Annotated in this window: 23 protein-coding genes and 1 riboswitch; of the genes, 18 read left to right on the top strand and 5 right to left on the bottom strand. The window is 73.0% G+C overall.

Annotated features, from left to right (window positions below; all coding sequences use genetic code 11):
- The first annotated feature begins 34 nt into the window (after positions 1-34).
- From ACJ9NR_RS07160 to ACJ9NR_RS07125, 8 genes are all read left to right on the top strand, one after another.
- The gene (locus ACJ9NR_RS07160; RefSeq protein WP_412489149.1) at positions 35-1,078 is read left to right on the top strand and encodes a sugar-binding transcriptional regulator; all 1,044 of its coding nucleotides are present in this window, start codon (positions 35-37) and stop codon (positions 1,076-1,078) included.
- A gap of 160 nt (positions 1,079-1,238) precedes the next feature.
- A complete protein-coding gene (locus ACJ9NR_RS07155; RefSeq protein WP_412489150.1) occupies positions 1,239-1,556 on the top strand; it encodes a barstar family protein in 318 nt (105 codons plus the stop codon).
- 128 nt (positions 1,557-1,684) lie between these two features.
- Positions 1,685-3,127 carry a GuaB1 family IMP dehydrogenase-related protein gene (locus ACJ9NR_RS07150; RefSeq protein ID WP_412490497.1) on the top strand — a complete coding sequence of 481 codons (1,443 nt, stop codon included), beginning with the start codon at positions 1,685-1,687 and terminating at the stop codon, positions 3,125-3,127.
- Between the two features lie 222 nt (positions 3,128-3,349).
- Positions 3,350-4,852, top strand: coding sequence for an amino acid permease (locus ACJ9NR_RS07145; RefSeq protein ID WP_412489151.1), 1,503 nt, complete (start codon positions 3,350-3,352; stop codon positions 4,850-4,852).
- 10 nt (positions 4,853-4,862) lie between these two features.
- Positions 4,863-5,315, top strand: coding sequence for an Lrp/AsnC family transcriptional regulator (locus ACJ9NR_RS07140; protein WP_108011304.1), 453 nt, complete (start codon positions 4,863-4,865; stop codon positions 5,313-5,315).
- Between the two features lie 136 nt (positions 5,316-5,451).
- Positions 5,452-6,660, top strand: a complete 1,209-nt coding sequence (locus tag ACJ9NR_RS07135; protein WP_412489152.1) for an MFS transporter — start codon at positions 5,452-5,454, stop codon at positions 6,658-6,660.
- A 175-nt stretch (positions 6,661-6,835) separates the two neighbouring features.
- The gene (locus ACJ9NR_RS07130; RefSeq protein WP_412489153.1) at positions 6,836-7,624 is read left to right on the top strand and encodes a carbon-nitrogen hydrolase family protein; all 789 of its coding nucleotides are present in this window, start codon (positions 6,836-6,838) and stop codon (positions 7,622-7,624) included.
- 58 nt (positions 7,625-7,682) lie between these two features.
- Positions 7,683-9,401 carry a flavin monoamine oxidase family protein gene (locus ACJ9NR_RS07125; RefSeq protein ID WP_412489154.1) on the top strand — a complete coding sequence of 573 codons (1,719 nt, stop codon included), beginning with the start codon at positions 7,683-7,685 and terminating at the stop codon, positions 9,399-9,401.
- A gap of 31 nt (positions 9,402-9,432) precedes the next feature.
- Here ACJ9NR_RS07125 and ACJ9NR_RS07120 read toward each other — a convergent pair whose 3' ends face one another.
- Positions 9,433-10,116 (bottom strand): DUF5995 family protein, encoded by a 684-nt coding sequence (locus ACJ9NR_RS07120; protein WP_412489155.1) that lies wholly within the window; start codon positions 10,114-10,116, stop codon positions 9,433-9,435.
- A gap of 291 nt (positions 10,117-10,407) precedes the next feature.
- Positions 10,408-11,619 carry an MFS transporter gene (locus ACJ9NR_RS07115; RefSeq protein ID WP_412489156.1) on the bottom strand — a complete coding sequence of 404 codons (1,212 nt, stop codon included), beginning with the start codon at positions 11,617-11,619 and terminating at the stop codon, positions 10,408-10,410.
- A 155-nt stretch (positions 11,620-11,774) separates the two neighbouring features.
- Between ACJ9NR_RS07115 and ACJ9NR_RS07110 the strand changes: the two genes are divergently transcribed.
- Positions 11,775-13,388 (top strand): ROK family transcriptional regulator, encoded by a 1,614-nt coding sequence (locus ACJ9NR_RS07110; protein WP_412489157.1) that lies wholly within the window; start codon positions 11,775-11,777, stop codon positions 13,386-13,388.
- 77 nt (positions 13,389-13,465) lie between these two features.
- Here the strand turns inward: ACJ9NR_RS07110 and ACJ9NR_RS07105 are convergent, their stop codons facing one another.
- Together ACJ9NR_RS07105 and ACJ9NR_RS07100 are read right to left on the bottom strand one after the other, a co-directional pair.
- On the bottom strand, positions 13,466-14,242 hold the full coding sequence (locus ACJ9NR_RS07105; RefSeq protein ID WP_412489158.1) for an SDR family oxidoreductase: 777 nt from the start codon (positions 14,240-14,242) through the stop codon (positions 13,466-13,468).
- Between the two features lie 103 nt (positions 14,243-14,345).
- Positions 14,346-15,233, bottom strand: coding sequence for an RNA polymerase sigma-70 factor (locus tag ACJ9NR_RS07100; protein ID WP_412489159.1), 888 nt, complete (start codon positions 15,231-15,233; stop codon positions 14,346-14,348).
- Between the two features lie 227 nt (positions 15,234-15,460).
- Positions 15,461-15,591, top strand: a riboswitch (FMN riboswitch).
- A gap of 143 nt (positions 15,592-15,734) precedes the next feature.
- Here ACJ9NR_RS07100 and ACJ9NR_RS07095 point away from each other — a divergent pair.
- The 9 genes from ACJ9NR_RS07095 to ACJ9NR_RS07055 all read left to right on the top strand — a co-directional run bounded on the left by ACJ9NR_RS07095 (position 15,735) and on the right by ACJ9NR_RS07055 (position 23,147).
- The gene (locus ACJ9NR_RS07095) at positions 15,735-16,340 is read left to right on the top strand and encodes a riboflavin synthase (RefSeq protein ID WP_412489160.1); all 606 of its coding nucleotides are present in this window, start codon (positions 15,735-15,737) and stop codon (positions 16,338-16,340) included.
- Positions 16,337-16,978: a nicotinamide riboside transporter PnuC gene (gene pnuC / locus ACJ9NR_RS07090; protein ID WP_412489161.1), complete on the top strand. Its 642-nt coding sequence runs from the start codon at positions 16,337-16,339 to the stop codon at positions 16,976-16,978. Before ACJ9NR_RS07095 ends, pnuC begins: the two co-directional genes overlap by 4 nt.
- The gene (locus ACJ9NR_RS07085) at positions 16,975-18,264 is read left to right on the top strand and encodes a bifunctional 3,4-dihydroxy-2-butanone-4-phosphate synthase/GTP cyclohydrolase II (RefSeq protein WP_412489162.1); all 1,290 of its coding nucleotides are present in this window, start codon (positions 16,975-16,977) and stop codon (positions 18,262-18,264) included. Before pnuC ends, ACJ9NR_RS07085 begins: the two co-directional genes overlap by 4 nt.
- A 68-nt stretch (positions 18,265-18,332) precedes the next feature.
- The gene (ribH, locus tag ACJ9NR_RS07080) at positions 18,333-18,818 is read left to right on the top strand and encodes a 6,7-dimethyl-8-ribityllumazine synthase (protein ID WP_412489163.1); all 486 of its coding nucleotides are present in this window, start codon (positions 18,333-18,335) and stop codon (positions 18,816-18,818) included.
- Positions 18,819-18,852: 34 nt separating this feature from the next.
- Positions 18,853-19,125 carry a phosphoribosyl-ATP diphosphatase gene (locus tag ACJ9NR_RS07075; RefSeq protein WP_412489164.1) on the top strand — a complete coding sequence of 91 codons (273 nt, stop codon included), beginning with the start codon at positions 18,853-18,855 and terminating at the stop codon, positions 19,123-19,125.
- Between the two features lie 53 nt (positions 19,126-19,178).
- Positions 19,179-20,036, top strand: coding sequence for an ATP phosphoribosyltransferase (gene hisG / locus ACJ9NR_RS07070; RefSeq protein ID WP_412489165.1), 858 nt, complete (start codon positions 19,179-19,181; stop codon positions 20,034-20,036).
- 13 nt (positions 20,037-20,049) lie between these two features.
- The gene (locus ACJ9NR_RS07065) at positions 20,050-20,505 is read left to right on the top strand and encodes a PH domain-containing protein (protein WP_412489166.1); all 456 of its coding nucleotides are present in this window, start codon (positions 20,050-20,052) and stop codon (positions 20,503-20,505) included.
- 234 nt (positions 20,506-20,739) lie between these two features.
- Positions 20,740-22,065 (top strand): hemolysin family protein, encoded by a 1,326-nt coding sequence (locus tag ACJ9NR_RS07060; protein ID WP_412489167.1) that lies wholly within the window; start codon positions 20,740-20,742, stop codon positions 22,063-22,065.
- Positions 22,062-23,147, top strand: coding sequence for a hemolysin family protein (locus ACJ9NR_RS07055; RefSeq protein WP_412489168.1), 1,086 nt, complete (start codon positions 22,062-22,064; stop codon positions 23,145-23,147). The genes ACJ9NR_RS07060 and ACJ9NR_RS07055 overlap by 4 nt, the downstream gene beginning before the upstream one ends.
- 47 nt (positions 23,148-23,194) lie before the next feature.
- On the opposite strand, the gene ACJ9NR_RS07050 is transcribed toward ACJ9NR_RS07055, so the two are convergent.
- A complete protein-coding gene (locus ACJ9NR_RS07050) occupies positions 23,195-25,060 on the bottom strand; it encodes an AAA family ATPase (RefSeq protein ID WP_412489169.1) in 1,866 nt (621 codons plus the stop codon).
- Between the last annotated feature and the right edge of the window lie 12 nt (positions 25,061-25,072).

Genomic DNA, 25,072 nt, shown 5'->3' with positions numbered 1-25,072 from the left:
CCGGATCTGCAAGGATGAACGGCGAATCCAGAGCGTGAACAGCAGTGAGGAGATCGCCGTGTCGGGTATGACGGCGGGCCGGTCAGCAGTGCGTATGGGACCCGCTGAGCTGGTGCAGGCGGCGGCCATGGCCCGCCGCTTCTACCTCGAGGGGAAATCCAAGATCCAGATCGCGGAGGAGTTCGGCGTCAGCCGCTTCAAGGTGGCCCGGGTCCTGGAGACGGCCCTCGAACGGGATCTCGTGCGCATCGAGATCCGCGTCCCCGCCGAGCTGGACGCGGAGCGCTCGGACGCGCTGCGCGCCCGCTACGGCCTCAGGCACGCCGTCGTGGTCGAGTCCCCGGCCGAGGCGGAGGACACCCCCGACCCGGAGAACCTCGGCGAGGTGGCGGCCGACCTGCTCGGCGAGCTGGTGAGCGAGGGCGACGTGCTGGGCCTGGCCTGGGGCCGCTCCACCATCCACATGGCCGCGGCCCTCGACCGGCTGCCGCCCTGCACGGTGGTGCAGCTGACGGGCGTGTACGACGCCGGGACCGCCGAGCGCGGCTCGGTCGAGGCCGTGCGCCGCGCCGCCCAGGTGTCCGGCGGCGACGCCCACCCCATCTACGCGCCGATGCTGCTGCCGGACGCGGCCACCGCGGCCGCGCTGCGCAACCAGACCGGGATCGCCCGGGCCTTCGAGTACTTCGACAAGGTCACGGTCGCCTGCGTCTCCATCGGTTCCTGGGAGCCGGGCATCTCCACCGTGCACGACATGCTCAGCGACGAGGAGCGCGCCCACTACGCCTCCCTCGGTGTCGCCGCCGAGATGTCCGCCCACCTGTTCAACGCCGAGGGCCGCCGCGTCGGACGGGACCTGGGGGAGCGGTGCATCACGGTCAAGGCCGACCAGCTCCGCCGTATCCCCGAGGTCGTCGCGATCGCGGGAGGCGCGCGCAAGGCGGCCGCCATCGACGCGGTGCTGCGCTCCGGGCTCGTCACCAGCCTGGTGACGGACACGGCGGCCGCCGACGCCCTGATGGTGGCGGGCTCGGCGCCCAGGCCGGCCCTCAACCGGGCCGACCCCGACGGGCACTGACAGCCCGTCAGGCGGGAGACGGCCGCGGTGGCATCGCCGACCCGGTGCCGCGGCTCGTCCTCCCGCCGCCCCCTGCACCGGCCCGGCGCCCGCCGCACGGTCCACCACGCCGACGACCAGCACGCCGACGACCACCACGACTCGATCAGGCGGTGCCGCAATGACGGAGCTCGTCGTCACGCTCGACCTCGACGGGGTCACGGACAAGGCGGGCCTGATGGACCGCTGTGCGCGCGCCCTGCGGCTGCCCGGCTGGTTCGGCCGCAACTGGGACGCCCTCTCCGACAGCCTCCGCGACCGCACGGTCTGGCCCGAGGACGCGGCCGAGCGGGGGCTGCTGCTGGTCGTACGCGGCTGGCGGCCGTACGCGACCGCGCGGCCCGAGGAGTGGCGGACCGCCCAGGAGGTCTTCACGGAGGCGGTCGACCGGACCCCCGCGCTCTCCGTGGCGCTCGCGCTTGGAGGATCCTCCCAGTAGCCCCCTGACCTGCCTGGACGATCCGCCCGGGCATCGCATTCCAGCCGACATGGGACAATGAAGTACGTGCTCTTCCCCCTGGCTGACCTGTCCGGGGGCCACCTCTGATCGACTGGGATGTGCAGCACGTGCGTTTCCTCAACGACATCCGGCCCGCGTACGACCTGACGTACGACGACGTCTTCATGGTGCCGCGCCGCAGCGCCGTCGGCTCGCGGCAGGGTGTGGACCTCAGCTCCCCGGACGGCACGGGCACCACGATCCCGCTGGTCGTCGCCAACATGACGGCCATCGCCGGCCGCCGCATGGCCGAGACGATGGCCCGGCGCGGCGGCCTCGTGGTCATCCCGCAGGACATCCCGATCGACGTGGTCACCGAAGTCGTCTCCTGGGTGAAGAGCCGCCACCTCGTCCTCGACACCCCGATCGTGCTGGCCCCGCACCAGACCGTCGCCGACGCGCTCTCCCTGCTGCCCAAGCGCGCGCACAACGCCGGTGTCGTCGTCGACGGCGACGGCCGGCCCGTCGGCGTCGTCACCGACCGGGACCTGACCGGCGTCGACCGCTTCACCCAGCTCGAGGTCGTCATGTCCCGGGACCTGCTGCTCCTGGACGCCGGCATCGACCCGCGCGAGGCGTTCAACCGCCTCGACACCGCCAACCGGCGCTACGCCCCCGCCGTCGACGAGGGCGGCCGCCTCGCGGGCATCCTCACCCGCAAGGGCGCCCTGCGCGCCACGCTCTACACCCCCGCCGTCGACGCGCACGGCAGACTGCGCATCGCCGCCGCCGTGGGCATCAACGGCGACGTGGCGGGCAAGGCCAAGCAACTCCTCGACGCGGGCGTCGACACGCTCGTCATCGACACCGCGCACGGCCACCAGGAGTCGATGATCGGCGCGATCAGGGTGGTGCGGGCGCTCGACCCGCGGGTCCCCATCGTGGCCGGGAACATCGTCGCCGCGCAGGGTGTGCGGGACCTGATCGAGGCGGGCGCGGACATCGTCAAGGTCGGCGTCGGCCCGGGCGCGATGTGCACCACCCGCATGATGACCGGCGTCGGCCGGCCGCAGTTCTCCGCGGTCCTGGAGTGCGCCGCCGAGGCGAGGAAGTACGGCAAGCACGTGTGGGCCGACGGCGGTGTCCGCCACCCGCGCGACGTCGCCATGGCGCTGGCGGCCGGCGCGTCCAACGTGATGATCGGCTCCTGGTTCGCGGGCACCTACGAGTCCCCGGGCGACCTGCAGCAGGATGCCGGCGGCCGGCTCTACAAGGAGTCCTTCGGCATGGCCTCGGCACGCGCGGTCCGCAACCGCACCTCGGAGGAGTCGGCCTACGACCGCGCCCGCAAGGCGCTCTTCGAGGAGGGCATCTCCACCTCCCGCATGTTCCTCGACCCGGCCCGCCCCGGCGTGGAGGACCTCATCGACTCGATCGTCGCGGGCGTGCGCTCCTCGTGCACCTACGCCGGCGCGAACTCCCTGGAGGAGTTCGCCGAGCGGGCCGTCGTCGGCATCCAGAGCGCCGCGGGCTACGCCGAGGGCCAGCCGCTGCACGCCAGCTGGATGTGAGGCGAGCGCCCGCCCGCGTGCAACGAACGGTCGGGCCGCCGAGACGGAACGCAACGAACTTGCGCTGATGTGCAAGGTTGCTGCATTACGCCCGCGAAGGGCGGCCCCGTAGGGTCATGCGCTGTACATGGCGTGGCGGGGACCCCGCTCGGTGGGTCCCTGCTCACGCAGGGATGCCGCCGGTCCCCGCAGCCCTCATGGCAGTGACGAAGGAGTCAGCGCGTGCTCGACCAAGGCGCACCCCCGCACGACCGCACCACCACCGCCCCGCCGTCCCCGGGCTTCGGCGCGCGCCTCATGCGCCGCAAGCCGGTGGAGCGCCTGGTCGCGGAGGGCGGGCAGGGCGAGGGAGGGACCCTGCGCCGCTCCCTCGGGCTGTGGCAGCTCACCATGATCAGCATCGGTGCCACCCTCGGCACCGGCATCTTCGTCGTCCTCGGCGAGGCCGTCCCCAAGGCCGGCCCGGCCGTGACCCTCTCCTTCGTGATCGCCGGCCTGACGGCGCTCTTCTCGGCGCTGTCGTACGCCGAGCTCGCGGGCACCATCCCGGTCGCCGGGTCCTCGTACTCGTACGCATACGCAACGCTGGGCGAGCTGATCGCCTGGATCTGCGGCTGGTGCCTGGTCCTGGAGTACGGCGTCTCGGTCGCCGCCGTGGCCGTCGGCTGGGGCGAGTACCTCAACGAACTCCTCGACGGCACCATCGGCGTCACCATCCCGGACGCCCTGTCCGCCCCGCCCGGTGACGGCGGCCTCTTCAACCTGCCCGCGCTGATCGTGGTCCTGCTGGCCATGGCGTTCCTGCTGGGCGGCGCCCGGGAGTCCGCCCGCGCCAACACGATCATGGTCTGTGTGAAGATCGCCGCGCTGGTGCTGTTCTGCGCCATCGGCGTCCAGGGCTTCCGGTCCGGCAACTACGCCCACTTCATGCCGCTCGGCATGGCCGGGGTCAGCGCGGCCGGTGCCACGCTCTTCTTCTCCTACATCGGCTTCGACGCCGCCTCCACCGCCGGCGAGGAGGCGAAGAACGCACAGCGCGACCTGCCCCGCGCGATCATGCTGTCGCTGGTCGTCGTCACCGCGCTGTACGTCCTCGTCGCCGCCGTCGCCGTCGGCGCCAAGCCCTGGCAGCGGTTCAACGACTCCGAGGCCGCCCTCGCCCAGATCATGCGCGAGGTCACCGGCCAGACCTTCTGGGGCACGCTGCTCGCCGCCTGCGCGGTCATCGCCATCGCGAGCGTCGTGCTGACCGTGCTCTACGGCCAGACCCGCATCCTGTTCGCGATGTCCCGCGACGGCCTGGTGCCCAAGGTGTTCGCGAAGGTCCACCCGAAGACGGGCGCGCCGCGCGCCAACACCGTCATCGTCTCGCTGTTCTGCGGCGTCCTCGCCGCCGCGATCCCGCTCGGCCAGCTCGCCGACGCCACCAGCATCGGCACCCTCTTCGCCTTCGCGCTGGTCAACGTCGCCGTGGTGGTGCTGCGCCGCACCCGCCCGGCCATGAACCGCACCTTCCGCGTCCCGCTCTCGCCGCTCCTGCCGGCCCTGGGATTCGCCTTCTGCGTCTGGATGATGGGCAGCCTGTCCGCGGTCACCTGGGTGGTCTTCGGGGTCTGGATGGCGGCCGGGCTCGTGGTCTACTTCGGGTACGGCCACCGCCGCTCCCGTCTCGCCGTGCCCGAAGCCCTCGCGCCCGAAGAGACCCTCGCGCCTGAAGAGAAGTGAACCACCAGCAGTGCTGAACGATCTCGACGAACGCATCGTGCACGCCCTCGCCGAGGACGCCCGCCGCTCCTACGCGGACATCGGGCAGCTCGTGGGCCTCTCCGCCCCCGCCGTGAAACGGCGCGTGGACCGGCTGCGCGCCACCGGGGCCATCACCGGCTTCACCGTACGAGTGGACCCCGGGGCCCTCGGCTGGGAGACCGAGGGGTTCGTCGAGATCTACTGCCGGCACAACACCTCGCCGGAGACCATCCGGCGGGGTCTGGAGCGCTACCAGGAGGTCGTCGCCGCCTCGACCGTCACCGGCGACGCCGACGCCGTCGTCCAGGTCTTCGCCTCCGACATGCGGCACTTCGAGCGGGTGCTGGAGCGCATCGCCGGGGAACCGTTCGTCGAGCGCACCAAGTCCGTGCTGGTGCTGTCGCCCCTGCTGCGCCGCTTCTCGTCGGGGTCACCGACGTAATTCCCCGGCCGCCCGCGCCGGGGCCGCCTACCATCGGTCCCATGACCTGGCGACATTGATCCACCGGCCGTGCCTCCCGAGGGCCGCCTCGGACGCCGTACCCCCGGCGTCCGATCCGTCCCTGCGGGAAGGCCTCATGACACTCTCACCTGCGCGCGTGCCCGCCACCGCCGGCGTCCGCCGGCTCACGGCCACGCTGTACGGCTACGCGTTCCTCGACGACTTCGTCCTGCTCTACCCGGTGTACGCGCTGCTGTTCAGCGACACCGGCCTGTCCCTGTGGCAGATCTCCTCCCTCTTCGCCGTCTGGTCCCTCACCGGTGTCCTGCTCGAAGTGCCCTCCGGCGCCTGGGCCGACGCCGTCTCCCGGCGCCTGCTGCTCCGGCTCGGCCCGCTGCTCACCGCCGTCGGCTTCGCCCTGTGGGTGCTCACCCCCTCGTACTGGGCGTTCGCCCTGGGCTTCTTCCTGTGGGGCACGCGCGGAGCGCTCGTCTCCGGCGCCCTGGAGGCGCTGGTCTACGAGGAGCTGCAGCGGCTCGGCGCGGCCGGGCGCTACCCCCGCGTCATGGGCCGGGCCCGGGCCGCGGGCCTGCTCGCGGTCATGGCGGCGATGGGGCTCGCCGGCCCCGTCCTCGCCCGGGGCGGCTACCCGGCCGTGGGCGCGGCGAGCGTGCTGGCCTGTCTGGCGAGCGCCCTGACGGCGGGCCGGTTCCCCGAGAACCGGGCGGCGGGGGAGCACGGGGGCGGGGGCTGGGCCACGACCCTGCGGGACGGGCTGGCCGGGGTGCGCCGCGACCGCTCGCTGCGCGGCGCGCTGCTGCTCGTGCCCGCGGTCGGGGCCGTGTGGGAGGCGCTGGACGAGTACACGCCGCTGCTGGTGCGGGACACCGGCGTGGCCGAGGCGACGGTTCCGTATCTGCTCCTGCTGATCTGGGCCGGGGCGAGCGCCGGAAGCCTGCTCGCCGGGCCGTGCGGGCGCCTGGGCACGGCGGGACTCGCGGCGGTGCTCACGGGTGCCGCGCTCGCCCTGGCCGTGGGAGCCGCGGCGCGGACCCCTCTCGCCCTCTGCCTCGTGGCCCTCGCCTTCGGCGGCTTCCAGCTGGCGACCGTGCTGGCCGACGTCCGGCTCCAGCGCCGCATCGACGACACGGCCCGGGCCACCATGACCTCGGTGGCGGGCCTGGGCGGCGATCTCGCGACCGTCGTCGTCTACGGCCTGTACGCGGCCGTGGCGTCGAGGAGCGCGCACAGTACGGCCTTCGCGCTGTTCGCGCTGCCGTATTTGGCGACGGCGGCGCTGCTGGTGCTCGGGGGCCGGCGGCGGCCCCGGCAGGCCGTGCCGTAGGCCGCCTCCGGCCCGGCCGGCGGCGCGGCCGGCGGCGCAACGAATCGCCGCCGCACGGACCTCCGACGCAACGAACCGCTCACCGGCGCGCAACGGCTCCTGCTTGCCGGTGCGAGGCGGGCGACCGTACCGTCTAATTGCCCCCCACACGCACCCGTACCGGTGAGGAACACGCATGCGCACCGCCCTGCTCCAGAGCTCCGGCCGCCCCGGCTCCGTCGCCGAGAACCTCAAGGTCCTCGACGCGGCCGCGGGCCGTGCCGCCGCCGCGGGCGCCGCGCTGCTGGCCGCACCGGAGATGTTCCTGACCGGGTACGCGATCGGCGACGACATCGCCCGCCTCGCCGAGCCGGCCGACGGCGACTCCGCGGACGCGATCGCCGACCTCGCCGGCCGGCACGGCCTGGCGATCGCCTACGGCTACCCGGAGCGCGAGGGGGACACGGTCCTCAACTCCGCCCAGCTGATCTCCGCGGGCGGCGAGCGCCTCGCGAACTACCGCAAGACCCACCTCTTCGGCCCCTTCGAGCGCGCCCACTTCGCACCGGGCGAGCAGCCGGTCGTCCAGGCCGAACTGGGCGGGCTGACCCTCGGCCTCATGATCTGCTACGACGTCGAGTTCCCGGAGAACGTCCGCGCCCACGCCCTGGCCGGCACCGACCTCCTCGTCGTGCCGACGGCGCAGATGCACCCCTTCCAGTTCGTCGCCGAGTCGATGATCCCGGTGCGCGCCTTCGAGAACCAGATGTACGTCGCCTACGTCAACCGGGCCGGCCGGGAAGGGGAGTTCGACTTCGTCGGCCTCTCCGCGCTGGCCGGTCCCGACGGGATCGCGCGCGTCCGCGCCGGGCGCGGTGAGGACCTCCTCCTCGCCGACGCCGACCCCGCCTTCCTCGCCGCCTCCCGCGAGGCGAACCCGTACCTGCAGGACCGCCGCCCCGGCCTGTACGGGTCCCTCGTCTGACCCGCCGAGCCTCCCCCCGAGTTCTTCCCCGCGCCTTCCCGCAAGGAGTCCGTACCCCATGACGTCCACCGTGCCCAACGCCGTCGAGCACGCAGACGAGCCGCAGCAGCCGCCGATCACCATGTTCGGCCCGGACTTCCCATACGCCTACGACGACTTTCTCGCCCACCCGGCGGGCCTGGGCCAGATACCGGCGACCGGGCACGGCACCGAGGTCGCGGTCATCGGCGGCGGGCTGTCCGGCATCGTCGCCGCCTACGAGCTGATGAAGATGGGCCTCAGGCCCGTCGTGTACGAGGCCGACCGGATCGGCGGACGGCTGCGCACGGTGGGCTTCGAGGGCGCCGGCACCGAGGGGCTGACCGCGGAGATGGGCGCCATGCGCTTCCCGCCGTCCTCCACGGCCCTGCAGCACTACATCGACCTGGTGGGGCTCGAGACCCGCCCGTTCCCCAACCCCCTCGCCGAGGCGACCCCCTCGACGGTCGTCGACCTCAAGGGCGAGTCGCACTACGCCGAGACGATCGACGACCTGCCGCAGGTCTACCGCGACGTCGCCGACGCCTGGAACCGGTGCCTCGAGGAGGGCGCCGACTTCTCCGGCATGAACCGCGCGCTGCGCGAGCGGGACGTGCCGCGCATCCGCGAGATCTGGGCGAAGCTCGTCGAGAAGCTCGACAACCAGACCTTCTACGGCTTCCTCTGCGACTCCGAGGCCTTCAGGTCCTTCCGCCACCGGGAGATCTTCGGCCAGGTCGGCTTCGGCACCGGCGGCTGGGACACCGACTTCCCCAACTCCATCCTGGAGATCCTGCGGGTCGTCTACACCGAGGCCGACGACCACCACCGCGGCATCGTCGGCGGCTCCCAGCAGCTGCCGCTGCGGCTCTGGGAGCGCGCGCCGGAGAAGATCGTGCACTGGCCGTACGGGACGTCCCTGAAGTCGCTGCACGTCGACGGCGAACCCCGGCCGGCCGTCACCCGGCTGCACCGCACCGCCGGCAACCGGATCACCGTGACCGACGCCGGCGGTGACATCCGCACCTACCGGGCGGCGATCTTCACCGCCCAGTCCTGGATGCTGCTGTCGAAGATCGCCTGCGACGACTCGCTCTTCCCGATCGACCACTGGACCGCCATCGAGCGCACCCACTACATGGAGAGCTCCAAGCTGTTCGTCCCCGTCGACCGGCCGTTCTGGCTGGACGGGGCCGTCGACGACAAGGGCGACCCGACCGGCCGGGACGTCATGTCGATGACGCTCACCGACCGTATGACGCGCGGGACGTACCTCCTGGACGACGGCCCGGACCGGCCCGCCGTCATCTGCCTCTCCTACACCTGGTGCGACGACAGCCTGAAGTGGCTGCCGCTGTCCGCGAACGAGCGGATGGAGGTGATGCTGAAGTCGCTCGGCGAGATCTACCCGAAGGTCGACATCCGGAAGCACATCATCGGCAGCCCGGTGACCGTGTCGTGGGAGAACGAGCCGTACTTCATGGGCGCGTTCAAGGCGAACCTGCCCGGCCACTACCGCTACCAGCGGCGCCTGTTCACGCATTTCATGCAGGACCGGCTGCCCGAGGACAAGCGGGGCATCTTCCTGGCCGGCGACGACATCTCCTGGACGGCCGGCTGGGCCGAGGGCGCCGTCCAGACCGCGCTGAACGCCGTCTGGGGCGTCATGCACCACCTCGGCGGCGAGACCGACCCGAGCAACCCGGGCCCGGGCGACCTGTACGACGAGATCGCGCCGGTCGAGCTGCCGGAGGACTGAGGGCGCCGCCGGAGCCGGATTGCCGCGCCGCTCAGGGCAGGGGTGTGAGCAGCATGCGTCCCGCGAACCCCACCGCCGCGTCCAGGCGCTCGGTGAACGCCTCGGCCACATCGGGCAGTCCGCGCAGTGCCCACAGGGCCCGCGCCGCCGACCAGGTGGCCTCCCGGGCCCGCTCCAGGCTCCAGGAGCCCAGCAGGTGCGTGAGCGGGTCGGCGATCTGCAGCAGGTCGGGACCCGGCATCAGTTCCTCGCGGACGCGCTCCTCCAGCGAGACGAGGAGATCGCCCACGCGGTCGAACTCGTCCTCCAGGTCGGCCGGTTCGCAGCGCAGCGCACGGCAGCTGTCGACCACGGCGAGCGCCAGGTCGTGGCCGATGTGCGCGTTGATGCCCGCCAGCGCGAACTGCAGCGGACGTACGCCGGGATGGCGGCGGAACTGGAACAGGGGCCGCCAGCAGGCCGGTGCCCGCCGCCCGTCGTCCACCGCGTCGACGGCGGCGAGGTAGCGCTCCGCGAACCGTACGTCCAGCGTGGTCGCGGCCCGCGCGTCGGTGAACCCGCCGGTGTCGATGCGCCGGTCGACGGCCTCGGTGACGGCGAGGTAGACACGGTTGAAGACCGCGACGCCGTCCCGCGCGGGCAGGCTCGCGTCGAGGGCGCGCAGCCGGGAGACGACCGTGTCTACGGATGTGGTGACCTGTTGCGATCGCGCCATGGAGGAAGCGTCCCAGCCCCGGGCCGTGGGGCGGGCAGGCGGGCCCGGGGCTTGACCGGATCGGGGGAACGCGCCGTGCCGCCTTCGGCCCGTGGCACGCCCACGGCCTGTCGTCGTCGTGCCCCACCGCTCTGTCGTCCCCGCCGCTCGAGGGCCCCCTCCCAGACGCCGCCTCCCGGGGTTGTGGGCGGCTACCGGTCGGCCGGGTTCCCGGCGGCCGGGGCGGACGCGGGTGTCCGCCGCTGTGCCGCCGGCGCCCGGGGGAGGCTCGCGTGGTCGCGTGCGGCCGGCTCAGGGGCGCGGGTCGGGGACCGCCGCGGTGGGCCGGCCGATCCGCGGGCGGTCGCGCGCGCCCGCCCGCAGGACGCCCGCGAACACCGCGAGTCCGCACGCCAGGGCCGTCACCAGCATGAACGACACCGTCAGGTTCGTGGCCTGGGCCACCCCGCCGATCAGGCTCGGCGCGATCAGGCCCGAGGTGTAGGTGATCGTCGCGACGCCCGCGATGGCCTGGCTCGGGTTCGGGCCGCTGTGTCCGGCCGCCGCGAAACACAGCGGTACCACGACGGCGATGCCGAGACCCATCAGCGCGAACCCGGTCATCGCCACCGCCGGATGACCGGCGACGACGATCAGCAGGCCGCCGGCGACGGCGAGGGCCCCGCCCGCCCGGACCGTGCGGACCGCGCCGAAGCGGTTGACCACCGCGTCGCCCACCAGCCGGGCCACCGCCATGGTGAGCATGAAGCCGGTGGTGCACGCGGCCGCGAGCCCCGCCGAGGTCTCCAGCCGGTCGCGCAGGTAGACCGCCGACCAGTCCAGGCTCGCGCCCTCCGCGAACACCGCGCAGAAGCCGACGGCGCCGATCAGCAGCGCGGACTTCGGCGGCAGTGCGAACCTCGGCGGCGGCTCCTCGTCCTCGGCGGGCTGGAGGTCGAGCACCCAGCGGCAGGCCAGCAGACCGAGGAACGTCAGCGCCGCCGCGGCCAGCGCGAAGTGCAGGCGGGCGTCCGCGCGCAGGTGCGCGGCGAGGGTGCCGGCCGCCGAACCGATCAGGGCGCCCGCGCTCCACATGCCGTGCAGGCCGGACATGATCGACTTGCCGAGCATCCGCTCGACCTCGACACCGAGCGCGTTCATGGCGACGTCCGCCATGCCCGCGCTCGCGCCGTACACGAACATCGACAGACACAGCGTCAGCAGGTTCGGCGCGAGGGACGGCAGGACCAGGGACAGCGTCCAGAGCGCGATCAGGCCGCGCAGCGCCGCGCGGCTGCCGAAGCGGTGGGTGATCCGGCCGGCCAGCGGCATGGAGCAGGAGGCGCCGAACGCGGTGAAGGCGAGGGCGAAGCCCAGCTGTCCCGCGCTCAGCGAGGCGTGGTCCTGGACCCAGGGCACACGGGTCGCGAACGAGCCGGTGACGGCTCCGTGCACGGCGAACACGGCGGCCACGGCGTACCGGGCCCGCCTCGCCTCGCGCAGGTCGTAGACCACGTCGCTCATTCTCCGGCCCCTCCCGGTCCCGCCGAGTTCCCCATGTTCCCCACCAGCGCCCGGTAAACTATCAGGAACCCTGCCTGATAGACAGGGCTTTCCCTGGCCGTGCGGGCTGCCGTACGCCGTGCGGTGCGGTCCCGCCGATCTGGAAGGATCCCGGCATGCCTGCCTCTCCGAGCACCGCCCGGGCCATCAACGACCGGCTCGCCCTGCGCCTGCTCCAGGACCGGGGCCCGCTCACGGCGGGGCAGTTGAAGCAGCTGACCGGGCTCTCCCGCCCGACCGTCGCCGACCTCGTGGACCGCCTCACCGCGTCCGGGCTGATCACCGTGGTCGGGGAGGCGGGGGAGCAGCGGCGCGGTCCGAACGCCCGGCTCTACGGGATCGTCGCCGACCGCGCGCATCTGGCCGCGCTGGACGTCCGTACCGAGGGCGTCTCGGTGGTCGTGACCGACCTGGTGGGCCGGGTGCTCGCCGAGGCGTCCGTCCCGGTCGCCGGGGACACGGGGACGGGGCCCGTGGTGGAGCAGACGGTCGCGCTGGCCGAGCGGGCGGCCAAGGAGGCCGGGGCCGAGGGCGCGCCCCCGGGGCAGAGGGCTCGCGCAGGGGGGCGCCTGCACACCGTCGGCATCGGCGCCCCCGGCCTCATCGACCCGGCCAGCGGCGAACTGCGCGACTCCTCGGGCCTGCCCGAGTGGCACCGGCGCCTGGTCGCCGCCCTCCAGGACCGGTTCCCCGAGGCCCGTGTCAGCGTCGACAACGAGGCCAACCTCGCGGCTCTGGCCGAACAGCGCGACGGCGTGGCCCGCGACCGCGACACGTTCGTCCTGCTGTGGCTGAGCCACGGCACGGGCGCGGCCGTGGTGCTGGACGGCGCCCTGCGCCGCGGGGCCTCCGGCGGCGCGGGCGAGATCGGTTTCCTGCCGGTGCCCGGAACCCCCGGCCTGCCCTCGGCGACGGACTGCGCCGGCGGCTTCCACTCCCTGGCCGGCTCGGCCGCGATCGTGGAACTGGCGGCGCGACACGGGCTGACGAACCCGCACCCGACCGAACAGCCGGCCGCCGCGGGTGTGGTGCGCGAGGCGGTGGCGACGGTCCGGGGCACGGATGCGGGTCCCGTCCGGGATGGGGGCGCTTCTGGTCCGGTCCGTGGTGGGGGTGCGGGTGCCGTTCCGGACGGGAGTGCCGGTCGGGTTCTGGGTGGGGAGGCGGGTGCCGTTCAGGATGGGGGCGCTTCTGGTCCGGTCCGTGGTGGGGGTGCGGGTGCCGTTCCGGACGGGAGTGCCGGTCGGGTTCTGGGCGGGGAGGCGGGTCCCGTTCAGGATGGGCGCGTTTCCGGTCCGGTCCTGGGTGGGGGCGCGGGTGCCGTTGGGGATGGGGGCGTTTCCGGTCCGGTCCTGGGTGGGGGCGCGGGTGCCGTTCGGGACGGGGACGCCCGCGGTGGGGGCGCGGGTCCGGTGCCGGGCGGGGGTGCCGGTGGCGGGCACTGCGTCGGTGCCCAGGGTTTCCTCGACGCGCTCGCCGACCGGCTCGCCGTGGGAGTCGCCTCCGTCGTGGCGGTCCTCGATCCCGGATGCGTGGTGCTCGGCGGTGAGGTCGGGCAGGCAGGCGGTGCGGAGCTCGCCCGGCGGGTGGCGGAGCGCGTCCGCCGGATGACTCCGCTGAGCACCGAGGTCCGGCCCGGCACCCTCGGCGGCGGCGCCGTCCTGCGCGGGGCGCTGCTCACCGCGCGGGACTGCGCCCAGGAGGAGCTGTTCGCGCACCCGGAGCGGTAGGTCCCCTCCGGATGCGCCCACGCCGAAGACCGGATGCGCCCACGCCGAAGACCGGATGCGCCCACGTCCACGAGCTGTTACCGCGGCGTCGGGACCTGGCCCCGGCCCCCGCGCTCCCCCCGGTGCCTCCCCAGGTACTCCTCGAACGTGCCCTTCCCCGTGGCCTGTTCCGGCGCCAGATGGCCGCCGTCGCGAAACGCCCGGTACGTCCTGCCCGGCAGCGGCACGTCGACCACCGGCCGCCGGCGCCCGGTCGCCCTCAGCCAGGCGCGGGCCAGCGACCCGAGGGTGCGGATCTCGGGCCCGCCCATGTCCTCGACCCGGCCGGCGGGCGCCTGTACGGCCAACCCGGCCAGCCGCTCGGCGACTTCGGCCACCTCGACGGGCTGGTCCCGCACCCCGGCCGGCAGCAGCAGGACCGGCAGCTTCGCCAGTGCCCTGAACATCATCACCGCCAGGTCGTGGAACTGGGTCGCGCGCAGCACCGTCCAGCCGAGGCCCGAATCCTCGATCATCCGCTCGACCGCGAGCTTGGTCCGGTAGTACGGGAACGGCACCCGGTCGACGCCGACGATCGAGATGTAGACCAGGTGGCCGACGCCGGCCCGCCGCGCCGCCTCGATCAGGTTCCGGGCGGCCTTCTCGTCCCCGCCGGTCTGCGTGGTCGCACAGTGCACGACCGTGCCGGCGCCCGCGAGCGCCGCGTCCAGACCCGCACCGCCCTTGCGCAGATCGACGGCGTACGGCCGGGTGTGCCGGCTGAGCACCCTGACCTCGTGTCCGTCCGCACGCAACCGCTCGGTGACGAGCCGGCCGAGGGTTCCGGTGCCGCCGGTCACCAGGATCGTGGTCATGCTGTTCAGCTCCTTCGACGCCGGGCGCTCCCGGATGGAACGCCCCTCGACAGTTCGGACCGGACAGCGGGTCCGCGATGTGACAGACGCCTCCGGCAGACGCCTACGCGCGGGTGAGCTGACGCCGTGCGAACCCCAGCTTGTCCGGGTTGAGCACGGCCCGGACATGGGCGATCAGGCCGTCCCGCACCTCGAACGCGAGCAGGCCGAAGAGCACGTCGCCGTCCCAGGCGGCCAGCCCCCGCGCGCCGTTGACCTCGAGCCACGTGAAGGAGAGGCCGGCCGTGAACCGCTCGGCGATGCCCGCCGCGAGCCGCGCCACCTTGTCGGGCCCCTCGACCGCGCGCAGGGCCGCGCGGACCTTGCCGCCGCCGTCGCTGGAGAAGGTCACGTCCGCCGTCAGCAGCTTCTCCAGGCCGGCCAGATCGCCGTCCCGCGCCGCCGTGAGGAAGGAGGCGACGAGTTCCTCCTGCCGCTCGGGCTCCGGCTCGAAGCGGGGCCGCTCCTCGCTCACCCGCCGCACCGCCCGCCGGTAGAGCTGGCGGGAGTTGGCCTCGGTGAGGCCGAGCGCGTCGGCGATCTCGCGGTGGCCGTAACCGAAGGCCTCGCGCAGCACGTACACCGCGCGCTCGGTCGGTCCGAGCCGCTCCAGCAGGACCAGCATCGCGAGTGACACCGCCTCGCGCTGCTCGGCCGACTCCAGGGGGCCGAGCGTGCCGTCCGAGGTGACCACCGGCTCCGGCAGCCACACCCCGACGTAGCTCTCCCGCCGGGCCCGCGCCGAAGTGAGCCTGGTGAGGCAGAGGTTGGTGACGACCTTCGCGAGCCAGGCCGACGGGCGCTCGATCCCCGCGCGGTCGGCCCCGCTGAAGCGCAGGTACGCGTCCTGGACGGCGTCCTCCGCCTCGTGGGCCGAACCGAGCATGCGGTAGGCGAGGCCGAACAGCCGGGGGCGGTACGTCTCGAACTCGTCGGCGATCGCGCTGCTCATGGGCACCACCCTGCCAGAGTGCCCGGCCGGGGAGGTGAAGGCCCGGCGGCGGGCAAGGGCCGTCGTCACCACCGCCGGGCCGGATCGTGCGGCCCAAAAGGACTAGACCAAAGGGTCCAGCAGATCCGGCCGGTTGAGAAGCCCGGCGTCACAACCTGTGAGCCAACCCACACCGATCGTCCGTATGGACGATGACCGGACGTGGCACACTGGCTCTGTACCAGAAGCAGCGCACTCCGGGGTCGGTGAAAGTCCGAACCGGCGGTTACAGTCCGCGACCCGACCGCTTCCAGCGGCCGGTTGACCAGGTGAAATTCCTGGACCGACGGTTAAAGTCCGGATGGGAGGCAGTGCGCGGCGGGCGGGCATTCGTGCGCGCCGCCGTATCGGCTTCGTCCCACGGGACGAACGCGTCCGGCGTCGCCCCCGGTGTCCTCGCTCGTTCATTCTGTCGTCATCGACAGCCCCGGAGTCCGTGCCCGAAGAGGGAGGACCCGGGAAGTGTTCACCGGAATCGTCGAAGAGCTGGGCGAGGTCACGGCCGTCGAGAACCTCGGCGACGCCTCCCGCTTCCGGCTGCGCGGCCCCGTCGTCACCGACGGCGCGAAGCACGGCGACTCCATCGCCGTGAACGGGGTGTGCCTCACCGTCGTCGACCACGAGGGCGACGAGTTCACCGCCGACGTCATGGCGGAGACGCTCGACCGCTCCAGCCTCGGCGCGCTCGCCGTCGGCTCCCGCGTCAACCTCGAGCGCCCCACGGCCGTCGGCGCCCGCCTCGGTGGTCACATCGTGCAGGGCCATGTCGACGGCACGGGCGAGATCCTCCAGCGCAAGCCCTCCGAGCACTGGGAGATCGTGAAGGTCTCGCTCCCCGCGGACCTGAGCCGCTACGTCGTCGAGAAGGGCTCGATCACGGTCGACGGCATCAGCCTCACCGTGGTGGAGGCCGGACCGGACCACTTCACGGTCAGCCTCATCCCGACCACCCTCGCCCTGACCACGCTCGGCCGCAAGCAGCCCGGCGACCCGGTCAACCTCGAGGTGGACGTCGTCGCCAAGTACGTCGAGCGGCTCCTCGGCGCCGGTCAGGGGGCCGAGAGGTGAACCGGCTGAACTCCGAGGCGTTCACCCTCCTCGGCCAGCACATCATCTGGTCGGACATGATCGGCAACGTCCTCGGCCTGATCACCCTGGCCCTCGGCTGGCGCCGCTCGCTGCTGACCTGGCCGGTGCAGTTCCTCTCCGGCCTGGTCCTGTTCGTCGCCTTCTACGGCCACCTGGCCGGCAGCGCGGGCAAGCAGACCGTCGTCATGGTCGTCGCCCTGTACGGCTGGTGGCGGTGGAACCGCGACAAGGACCGGGCGGCGGACGGCCACATCGCCCCGCGGTTCGCCACCTGGCGCGAGCGCGGCGCGATGGCCGGCGCCGCCGCCGTCGGCACGGTCGCCGTCGCCCTGCTGTTCAAGGCCTACCCGTCCCTGTCCTGGGACCCCTGGCCGGACGCCTACATCTTCGTCGGCACCGTCGTCGCCATGTACGCGCAGGCCCGCGGCATGGTCGAGTTCTGGATCGCCTGGCTTCTGGTGGACGTCGTCGGCGTCCCGCTCAACTTCGCCAACGGCTACGCCTTCTCCGGCTTCGTCTACGTCATCTACGGCGCACTCGTCCTGTGGGGCATGCGCGACTGGTGGCTGCGCTCCCGCAGGACGCCGCAGCCCGTCCTGGAAGGAGCGCCGGCATGACCGCGGCACCCGTTCTCTACAGCACGGACGGCATCGAGGACTGGTCCCTCGACCCCGTCGAGCAGGCCGTCGCCGACATCGCGGCCGGCCGCCCGATCGTGGTGGTCGACGACGAGGACCGCGAGAACGAGGGCGATCTCGTCGTCGCCGCCGAGAAGGTCACACCCGAGATCGTCGCCTTCATGATGAGCGAGTGCCGCGGGCTGATCTGCGCCCCCATGGAGGGCGGGGAACTGGACCGGCTCGAACTGCCGCAGATGGTCGAGGACAACACCGAGTCGATGAGGACCGCGTTCACGGTCTCCGTCGACGCCTCCGCCGCGCACGGCGTCAGCACCGGCATCTCGGCCGCCGACCGCGCCACCACGCTCCGGCTGCTGGCGAGCGGCGACGCCGAGCCGTCCGACCTCGTGCGCCCGGGCCACATCTTCCCGCTGCGCGCCAGGACCGGCGGCGTGCTGACCCGCAACGGCCACACCGAGGCCGCCGTCGACCTCGCCCGGCTCGCGGGCCTGCGCCCGGCCGGCGCGATCGTCGAGATCGCCGGTGAGGACGGGCGCATGCTGCGGCTGCCCGAGCTGATCCCGTTCGCCCGCAAGCACGGCCTGACCATCATCTCCATCGAGGACCTCATCGCCTACCGACGCACCGCCGAGCCCACCGTGCGCCGCGAGGCCGAGACCCGGCTGCCCACCGCGCACGGCGAGTTCACGGCCTACGGCTACCGCTCCAGCGCCGACGGCGTGGAGCACGTCGCGCTCGTCCACGGCGAGATCGGCGACGGCGAGGACGTCCTGGTCCGCGTCCACTCCGAATGCCTGACCGGCGACATCTTCGCCTCCCTGCGCTGCGACTGCGGTCCCCAGCTGGAGGCCTCCCTGGAGCGCATCCGGGCCGAGGGCAGGGGGGTGGTGGTCTATCTGCGCGGTCACGAGGGCCGCGGCATCGGGCTGCTGTCCAAGCTGCGCGCCTACGAGCTCCAGGAGCGCGGCCGCGACACCCTCGACGCCAATCTCGAGCTCGGCCTGCCCGCCGACGCCCGGGACTACGGCGCGGGCGCCCAGATCCTGCGGGACCTCGGCGTGCACAGCGTGCGCCTGATGACCAACAACCCCGGCAAGACCGACGCGCTCCTCGCGCACGGACTGAAGGTCACCGACCGGGAGCCGATGCCCGTACAGGCGAGTGAGCACAACCTCCGTTACCTGCGCACCAAGCGGGACCGGATGGGGCACGATCTGCCCTGGCTGGACGCGGCTCCCGGGTCCACCTGCGGCAACCAGTAGAGACCTTCGCGCAGGCACCGCGAAGGCACTGAGATGGCACTGAGAAGGCACTGAGGAGACACGGGAACGTGAGCGGCAAGGGCGCACCGGAGCTGTCCGTACGGAACGTCGGGGACCTGCGGGTCGCCGTCATCGCGGCGCAGTGGCACGAAAAGGTGATGGACGGCCTGGTGGACGGCGCCCTGCGCGCCCTGCGCGACCTGGGGATCGACGAGCCGACCCTGCTGCGGGTCCCCGGCAGCTGGGAGCTCCCGGTGGTCGCCAAGGCCCTCGCGGGCCGCGGCTACGACGCCGTGGTCGCCCTCGGCGTCGTCATCCGCGGCGGGACCCCCCACTTCGACTTCGTGTGCCAGGGCGTGACCCAGGGCCTCACCCAGGTCTGCGTCGACACCGGCGTCCCCGTCGGCTTCGGCGTGCTCACCTGTGACACCGAGGAGCAGGCCCTGGACCGCGCCGGCCTGGCCGGCTCCAGCGAGGACAAGGGGCACGAGGCGGTGACGGCGGCGGTGGCGACCGCGGCGACCCTCCGCTCGGTATCCGAACCGTGGCGCTGACGCGGGGCCCGCGTGGCATAGGCTGAGCGTCATCATGTCCAAGAAGACGTTCGAGGAGCTCTTCACCGAGCTCCGGCACAAGGCCGCGCACGGCGATCCCGCCTCCTCCCGCACCGCGGAACTGGTCGGCAAGGGCGTCCATGCCATCGGCAAGAAGGTCGTCGAAGAGGCCGCCGAGGTCTGGATGGCCGCCGAGTACGAGGGCAAGGAGGCGGCCGCCGAGGAGATCTCGCAGCTGCTGTACCACGTCCAGGTGATGATGGTCGCCCGCGGGATCTCCCTGGACGACGTCTACGCCCACCTGTGAGCGCCCCGGTCCGTACACCCACCCGACACACCGAGAAAAAGGAAGCCGACCTCATGCTGCGCATCGCCGTCCCCAACAAGGGTTCCCTGTCAGGCCCTGCGGCGGAGATGCTGCATGAGGCCGGCTACCGGCAGCGCCGGGAGTCCAAGGAACTGCGGACCGTCGACCCGTCCAACGAGGTCGAGTTCTTCTACCTGCGCCCCCGCGACATCGCGATCTACGTCTCCTCCGGCCGGCTCGACATCGGCATCACCGGCCGCGACCTGCTGATCGACTCCGGCGCCGACGCCGAGGAGATCCTGCCGCTCGGCTTCGCCCGCTCGACCTTCCGCTTCGCGGCCAAGCCGGGCACGGCCGACGGCCTGGCCGACCTCAAGGGCCGGACCGTCGCCACCTCCTACGAGGGCATCGTCGAGGGCCACCTCGCCGAGCACGGCGTCGACGCCTCCGTCGTCCACCTCGACGGCGCCGTGGAGACGGCGATCGAACTCGGCGTCGCCGAGGTCATCGCCGACGTCGTCGAGACCGGCACCTCGCTGCGCAACGCCGGCCTGGAGGTCTTCGGCGAGCCGATCATGAAGTCCGAGGCCGTCGTCATCCGCCGCACCGGCGCCGGCGGCGAAGAGGCCGCCGAGCCCAAGGTCCAGCAGTTCCTGCGCCGCCTCCAGGGTGTCCTGGTGGCGCGGACGTACGTGATGATGGACTACGACTGCCGCGTCGAGCAGCTGGAGAAGGCCGTGGCCCTCACCCCGGGACTGGAGTCGCCGACCATCTCCCCGCTGCACAACGAGGGCTGGGTCGCCGTCCGCGCCATGGTCCCCACCCGGGACGCCCAGCGCATCATGGACGACCTGTACGCGATCGGCGCCCGGGCCATCCTGACCACGGCCATCCACGCCTGCCGTCTCTGAGGGGCGCAGAAGCATGTCCGACCTGCCCGCTCTCCCCGTCACCTTCCGGCCCGGCCGCACGCGCGCCGTCCTGCTCGTCTCCGGCGTCGTGATCTTCGTCGTCATCACGGTGGTCGCACTGCTGCTGGAGGAACTCGGTCCGGGCGAGCGCCTGAGCTTCGTCGTCACGGGGGCGCTCCTGTTCGGCATACTCGCCCTGCTGGCCCGGGTGAAGGTGGTCGCCGACGAGTCCGGCGTCACCGTCGTCAACATCGCCGGCAGGCGGCACCTGGAATGGGCCGAGATCCTGCGGGTGAACCTGCGCCCCGGCGACCCCTGGGTCTTCCTCGACCTCAGCGACGGCACCAGCCTGCCGGCGCTGGGCATCCAGCCGGGCATCGCCAAGGAGCGGGCCATCGCCGACGCACGCACGCTGCGCGCGCTCACCGAGGCGCGGTCCATCCGGGATCCCGAGCAGCGCCGGGACTGACGCGGGCGGTCTCCCGGCCGACTCGGTGAGGCCGACCCTGCCGTACTGCCCCCTGTCTTGATTAATCTGTTGTCGGAGGCGCTGTCGTTGCGCCTCCGCCGCCGGTGTTCCGGCCGGTCCTCCACCGGCCCCCGGCGGCCCCCTGCTACCCGAGGAGTGACTCCCTCCAGCGATGGACGGATCGTCCTGCAGTACCTGCGCCGCCCCCTCACGGCATAACGAGGCGGCGGCATCATGACCACCTCCCTGCTGCTTCTCGCAGCGGCCTTCCTGCTGATCCTCGCCAACGGCTTCTTCGTGGCCGCCGAGTTCGGCCTGGTCACCGTCGAGACGACGGACGCCGAGAGGGCCGCCGCCGAAGGCGACAAGCGGGCCCGCAGGGTCGCCGAGTCGCTCAGCCAGCTGTCCTTCCAGCTCTCCGGCACCCAGCTCGGCATCACCATCACCTCCCTGGTGGTCGGCATGCTCGCCGAGCCGTCCCTGGCGCGGCTGCTGCACGGCCCGTTCACCGCGATCGGCATTCCCCGGGGCGCGGTCCCGGGCATCGCGGTGGTCGTCGGCATGCTGCTGGCCTCCGCCGTGCAGATGGTGATCGGCGAACTCGTGCCCAAGAACTGGGCGGTGTCCCGGCCGATGCAGGTCGCGCGCTTCGTCGCCGGCCCGCAGCACGTCTTCGCCCGCCTGTTCCGCCCGGTCATCGCCGCGCTGAACACGGTGGCCAACCGGCTGGTGCGCGCCCTGGGGGTCGAGCCCGCCGACGAGCTGGCCTCCGCCCGCACCCCGGGCGAGCTCGTCTCGCTGGCCCGGCACTCCGCGCAGGCCGGCGCCCTGGAACAGGACACGGCCGACCTGTTCGTACGGACCCTGTCGCTCGGTGAGCTGACCGCGCAGCACGTCATGACGCCGCGGGTGAAGGTCAGCGCGCTGCAGTCGTCGGCGACCGCCGAGGACGTGGTCAACCTCACCCGGGCCACCGGCCTGTCCCGTTTCCCGGTCTACCGGGAGCGGATCGACGAGGTCGTCGGCATGGTCCACCTCAAGGACGCCCTGGCGGTTCCGGCGCACGACCGGCTGCGCACGCCCGTCGGCCGCATCGCCCGCCCGGCCCTGCTGGTCCCCGAGACGCTGCCGGTCCAGCCGCTGCTGGCCCAGCTGCGCAGCGAGCAGCCCATCGCCGTCGTCGTGGACGAGTACGGCGGCACGGCGGGCGTGGTGACGCTGGAGGACATCGTCGAGGAGATCGTCGGCGAGGTCCGCGACGAGCACGACGGGCAGGACGTGCCCGAACTCGCCGCCGCCCCGCCGGAGGACGGCAGGCCGACCTGGGACGCCGACGGCAGCTGCCGCGTCGACATCCTGCAGCGCATAGGCCTCGACGTGCCCGAGGGACCGTACGAGACCGTCGCCGGTCTGGTCGCCGACCGGCTGGGGCGGATCCCGGCCGTCGGCGACAAGGCCGAGCTGCCGGGCTGGCGGCTGACCGTGCGCCGGGTGGGGCACTACCGCGCCGAGCGGGTCCGGCTGGTCAGGACCGGACCGGTCGTGGAGGTGGCCCGGTGAGCGTGCTCCAACTCCTGTTCGCCGCACTGCTGGTGCTCGCCAACGGCTTCTTCGTCGGGGCCGAGTTCGCGCTGGTGTCCGTGCGCCGCAGCCAGATCGAACCGCTCGGCACGGCCCGGGCCCGCCAGGTCCTCTACGGCCTGGAGCGGCTGCCGCAGATGATGGCCGCGGCGCAGTTCGGCATCACCGTCTGCTCGCTGACCCTCGGCGCGGTCGCCGAACCGACCGTGGCGCATCTGCTGGAACCGGTCTTCGGGTGGATCCGACTGCCGGACGGGATGATCCACCCGCTGGGTTACGTCATCGCGCTCGCCGCGGTGGTCTTCTTCCACCTCGTCATCGGCGAGATGGTCCCGAAGAACCTGGCGATGGCCGCGCCGGAGAAGGCCGCGCTGTGGCTCAGCCCCGGCCTGGTCGCCTTCGCCCGGCTGTGCAGGCCGATCACCGTCTCCCTCGGCGCCTGCGCGAAGGGCGTCCTGCTGCTGTTCCGGGTCGAGCCGAAGGACGAGGTCGAGGCCGTCTTCACCAGTGAGCAGCTCAACCGCCTGGTGGAGGACTCCGGTCAGGCCGGGCTGCTCGACCCCGAGGAGCAGGAACGCCTGGAGGACGCGCTGGAGCTGGGCTCCCGCCCGGTGACCGACGTGCTGCTGGGGCGGGAGTCGCTGGTGACGGTGGCGCCGTCGGTGACACCGGGCCGGATCGTCGAGCTCACCGCGCGCACCGGCTACTCGCGTTTCCCGCTCGCCGCGGAGAACGGCGCCTTCATGGGCTACCTGCACGTGAAGGACGTACTGGACCTGGAGGACTCCGACCGGGCGGTGCCGCAGCAGCTGTGGCGCCCCATGACGACCCTGCGCTCCGAACTCCCGCTGGACGACGCCCTGACGGTCATGCGCCGGGCCGCCACGCATCTGGCCCAGGTGGCCGACGCGTCCGGCCGGGTGCTGGGCCTGGTCGCCCTGGAGGACGTCCTGGAACTCCTGGTCGGCGAGGTCACCGACCCGGCGCACCGCGACGTGCCGCCGGTGAAGGTGACCGAGCCGCGCCCCAGCGGCGAGCCGGAGAACGCGCTGACCGGCTGACCGGCGGGTCCCCCGGCGCCTGGAGCACCCGGGGGCCGCCGGGTCCGTCACATCGGTGACGGATCCTGCGGCCCCCGGCCCGACAGCACCTCTCCGTACGCCTGCATCAGATCCGGCAGCCGCAGGGTCGCCAGGTCGTCGCGTGACGGCGTCCCCGGGTACGTCGACAGCCGCAGGTCGCGGTAGGCGCAGCTCTTCTCGTACAGCGTCCGCAGGAAGCGGCCGTTGCCGAGCTCGTCGATCCACCCCTGGTCCACCACGTGCCCGGCGATCGAGCGCAGCTCGTCGAGGGCTTCCTCGTCCCATGCGTCACCGTTCTCCGCGGCCAGCACCTCGCCGATGGAGGTGAGTTCGAGCGGGCGGTAGGACGGGAAGTCGACGCGGGTGGTGAAGCGGGAGGACAGGCCCGGGTTGGCGGCCAGGAGGCGGTCCATGCCCTCCGGATAGCCGGCCAGGATGACCACGAGGTGGTCGCGGTTGTCCTCGGCCCGCTTCAGCAGCACCTGGAGCGCCTCGTCGCCGTAGGCGTCCCCCTTGCCGTAGCCGGAGTTGGAGAGCGAGTAGGCCTCGTCGACGAAGAGCACGCCGCCGATCGCGGAGTCGATGAGCTCGTTGGCCTTCACGGCCGTCTGGCCCAGGTACTCGCCCACCAGGTCGGCGCGCTGGGCCTCGACGAGGTGGTCGCCGCCGAGCAGGCCGAGGGCGTAGAAGACACGGCCGAGGATGCGGGCCACGGTGGTCTTGCCGGTGCCGGAGGGCCCGGAGAAGACGAAGTGCCGCTTCGGCGGCTGGACCGGCAGGCCCTGGCCGGCGCGCAGCCGCGCCATGTTCAACTGGGCGGACAGCGCCTTGACCTGGCGCTTCACCGGCTCCAACCCCACCATGCGCTCCAGTTCGGCGAGCGCCTCCTCCAGCAGCAGGGGATCGGTGGGGCCCGGGGGCAGCGGAGAGCCGGACGGGCCGGTCGTCTTCTGCCGCACCGCCGGGTCGATCACCGGCGGGAGCGGGCCGACCGGCGGCAGGTCGGAGTCGGGCAGCCGGAGGTCCCGGCCGTCGGCGCCGAAGAGCGGGTCCAGGGTGTCGGGGCCCTCCAGGGCGTCCTGGCCGCCGGAGAGGGTGATCGCCGCGAGGTCGGTGGCCTCGTCGTAGCCGTCGCCCTCGGCGATCGCCGCGAGCCGGGCCGAGGTGTCCATGAAGGCGGGGTCGACGCGGTGCACGGCCCGGTACAGGGGGAGTGCGGCGGCCGAGCGGCCCGTGCCCTCGTGCGCCCGCGCCAGCCAGTAGCGCAGCTCCTTGCGCTGCGGCTGCTCGCTGCGGCAGCGCATCAGGGCGGCCGCGAGGAGGGGTTCGGCCTGCCCGTACATCTCCAGGCGCACCCGTGCCATGCCGCCGAACAGACCCGCCTCGATGCCGAGCAGGGCGTCCGCGATCAGCGGGTCGGTGTGCCGTACGAGCTGGTCCCAGTCCTTGACGAGATAGGCGCGGCAGGCGTGCAGGAAGCGGACCTGCGGGTCGGTGTCCACGGGCGGCAGGCCGGCGAGCGCCCGGTCCAGCTCCGGGACATGACGCCCGTCCAGCCAGTGCGAGGCGTGCGCGAGCAGCAGATCGCGCGGGCTCTCCAGCACGGGCTGCACCCACCAGCCGAGCCAGTACCAGGAGTTGAGGGAGCGGCGGTGCCGGGCGCGCTGTTCGCCGAAGCGGTCCCGGTGCCGGAACATCCGTAACAGCGCGGTCGTCGTGTCCACGCGCAGCGCGTGCAGGCCGAGCCAGCCGTCGGCCATGCCCGGATCCATCCGGACCGCGGCCCGGAACTCCTCCTCCGCCTGCGGATAGGCGCCCATCGTGTAGGCGTCCACACCTCGCAGCCAGGCGAGGTCGGCCGGGGCCTCGGGGCCCCGCGTGCCGAAGTCCATCACGTCCCCCAC

The organism is Streptomyces sediminimaris (genome assembly GCF_047049295.1).
Taxonomy (GTDB): domain Bacteria; phylum Actinomycetota; class Actinomycetes; order Streptomycetales; family Streptomycetaceae; genus Streptomyces; species Streptomyces sediminimaris.
Note: the sequence above shows the minus strand (reverse complement) of the source record. Positions and strands in the feature narration are given on the sequence as shown.

Bases quoted from the DNA above. Each gene is read 5' to 3' on its own strand.
- ACJ9NR_RS07155 (WP_412489150.1), top strand. From the start codon at position 1,239: ATGACGGAGCTCGTCGTCACGCTCGACCTCGACGGGGTCACGGACAAG.
- ACJ9NR_RS07135 (WP_412489152.1), top strand. From the start codon at position 5,452: ATGACACTCTCACCTGCGCGCGTGCCCGCCACCGCCGGCGTCCGCCGG.
- ACJ9NR_RS07130 (WP_412489153.1), top strand. From the start codon at position 6,836: ATGCGCACCGCCCTGCTCCAGAGCTCCGGCCGCCCCGGCTCCGTCGCC.
- ACJ9NR_RS07125 (WP_412489154.1), top strand. From the start codon at position 7,683: ATGACGTCCACCGTGCCCAACGCCGTCGAGCACGCAGACGAGCCGCAG.
- ACJ9NR_RS07120 (WP_412489155.1), bottom strand. From the start codon at position 10,116: ATGGCGCGATCGCAACAGGTCACCACATCCGTAGACACGGTCGTCTCC.
- ACJ9NR_RS07115 (WP_412489156.1), bottom strand. From the start codon at position 11,619: ATGAGCGACGTGGTCTACGACCTGCGCGAGGCGAGGCGGGCCCGGTAC.
- ACJ9NR_RS07110 (WP_412489157.1), top strand. From the start codon at position 11,775: ATGCCTGCCTCTCCGAGCACCGCCCGGGCCATCAACGACCGGCTCGCC.
- ACJ9NR_RS07105 (WP_412489158.1), bottom strand. From the start codon at position 14,242: ATGACCACGATCCTGGTGACCGGCGGCACCGGAACCCTCGGCCGGCTC.
- ACJ9NR_RS07100 (WP_412489159.1), bottom strand. From the start codon at position 15,233: ATGAGCAGCGCGATCGCCGACGAGTTCGAGACGTACCGCCCCCGGCTG.
- ACJ9NR_RS07085 (WP_412489162.1), top strand. From the start codon at position 16,975: ATGACCGCGGCACCCGTTCTCTACAGCACGGACGGCATCGAGGACTGG.
- ACJ9NR_RS07075 (WP_412489164.1), top strand. From the start codon at position 18,853: ATGTCCAAGAAGACGTTCGAGGAGCTCTTCACCGAGCTCCGGCACAAG.
- hisG (WP_412489165.1), top strand. From the start codon at position 19,179: ATGCTGCGCATCGCCGTCCCCAACAAGGGTTCCCTGTCAGGCCCTGCG.
- ACJ9NR_RS07065 (WP_412489166.1), top strand. From the start codon at position 20,050: ATGTCCGACCTGCCCGCTCTCCCCGTCACCTTCCGGCCCGGCCGCACG.
- ACJ9NR_RS07060 (WP_412489167.1), top strand. From the start codon at position 20,740: ATGACCACCTCCCTGCTGCTTCTCGCAGCGGCCTTCCTGCTGATCCTC.
- ACJ9NR_RS07050 (WP_412489169.1), bottom strand. From the start codon at position 25,060: ATGGACTTCGGCACGCGGGGCCCCGAGGCCCCGGCCGACCTCGCCTGG.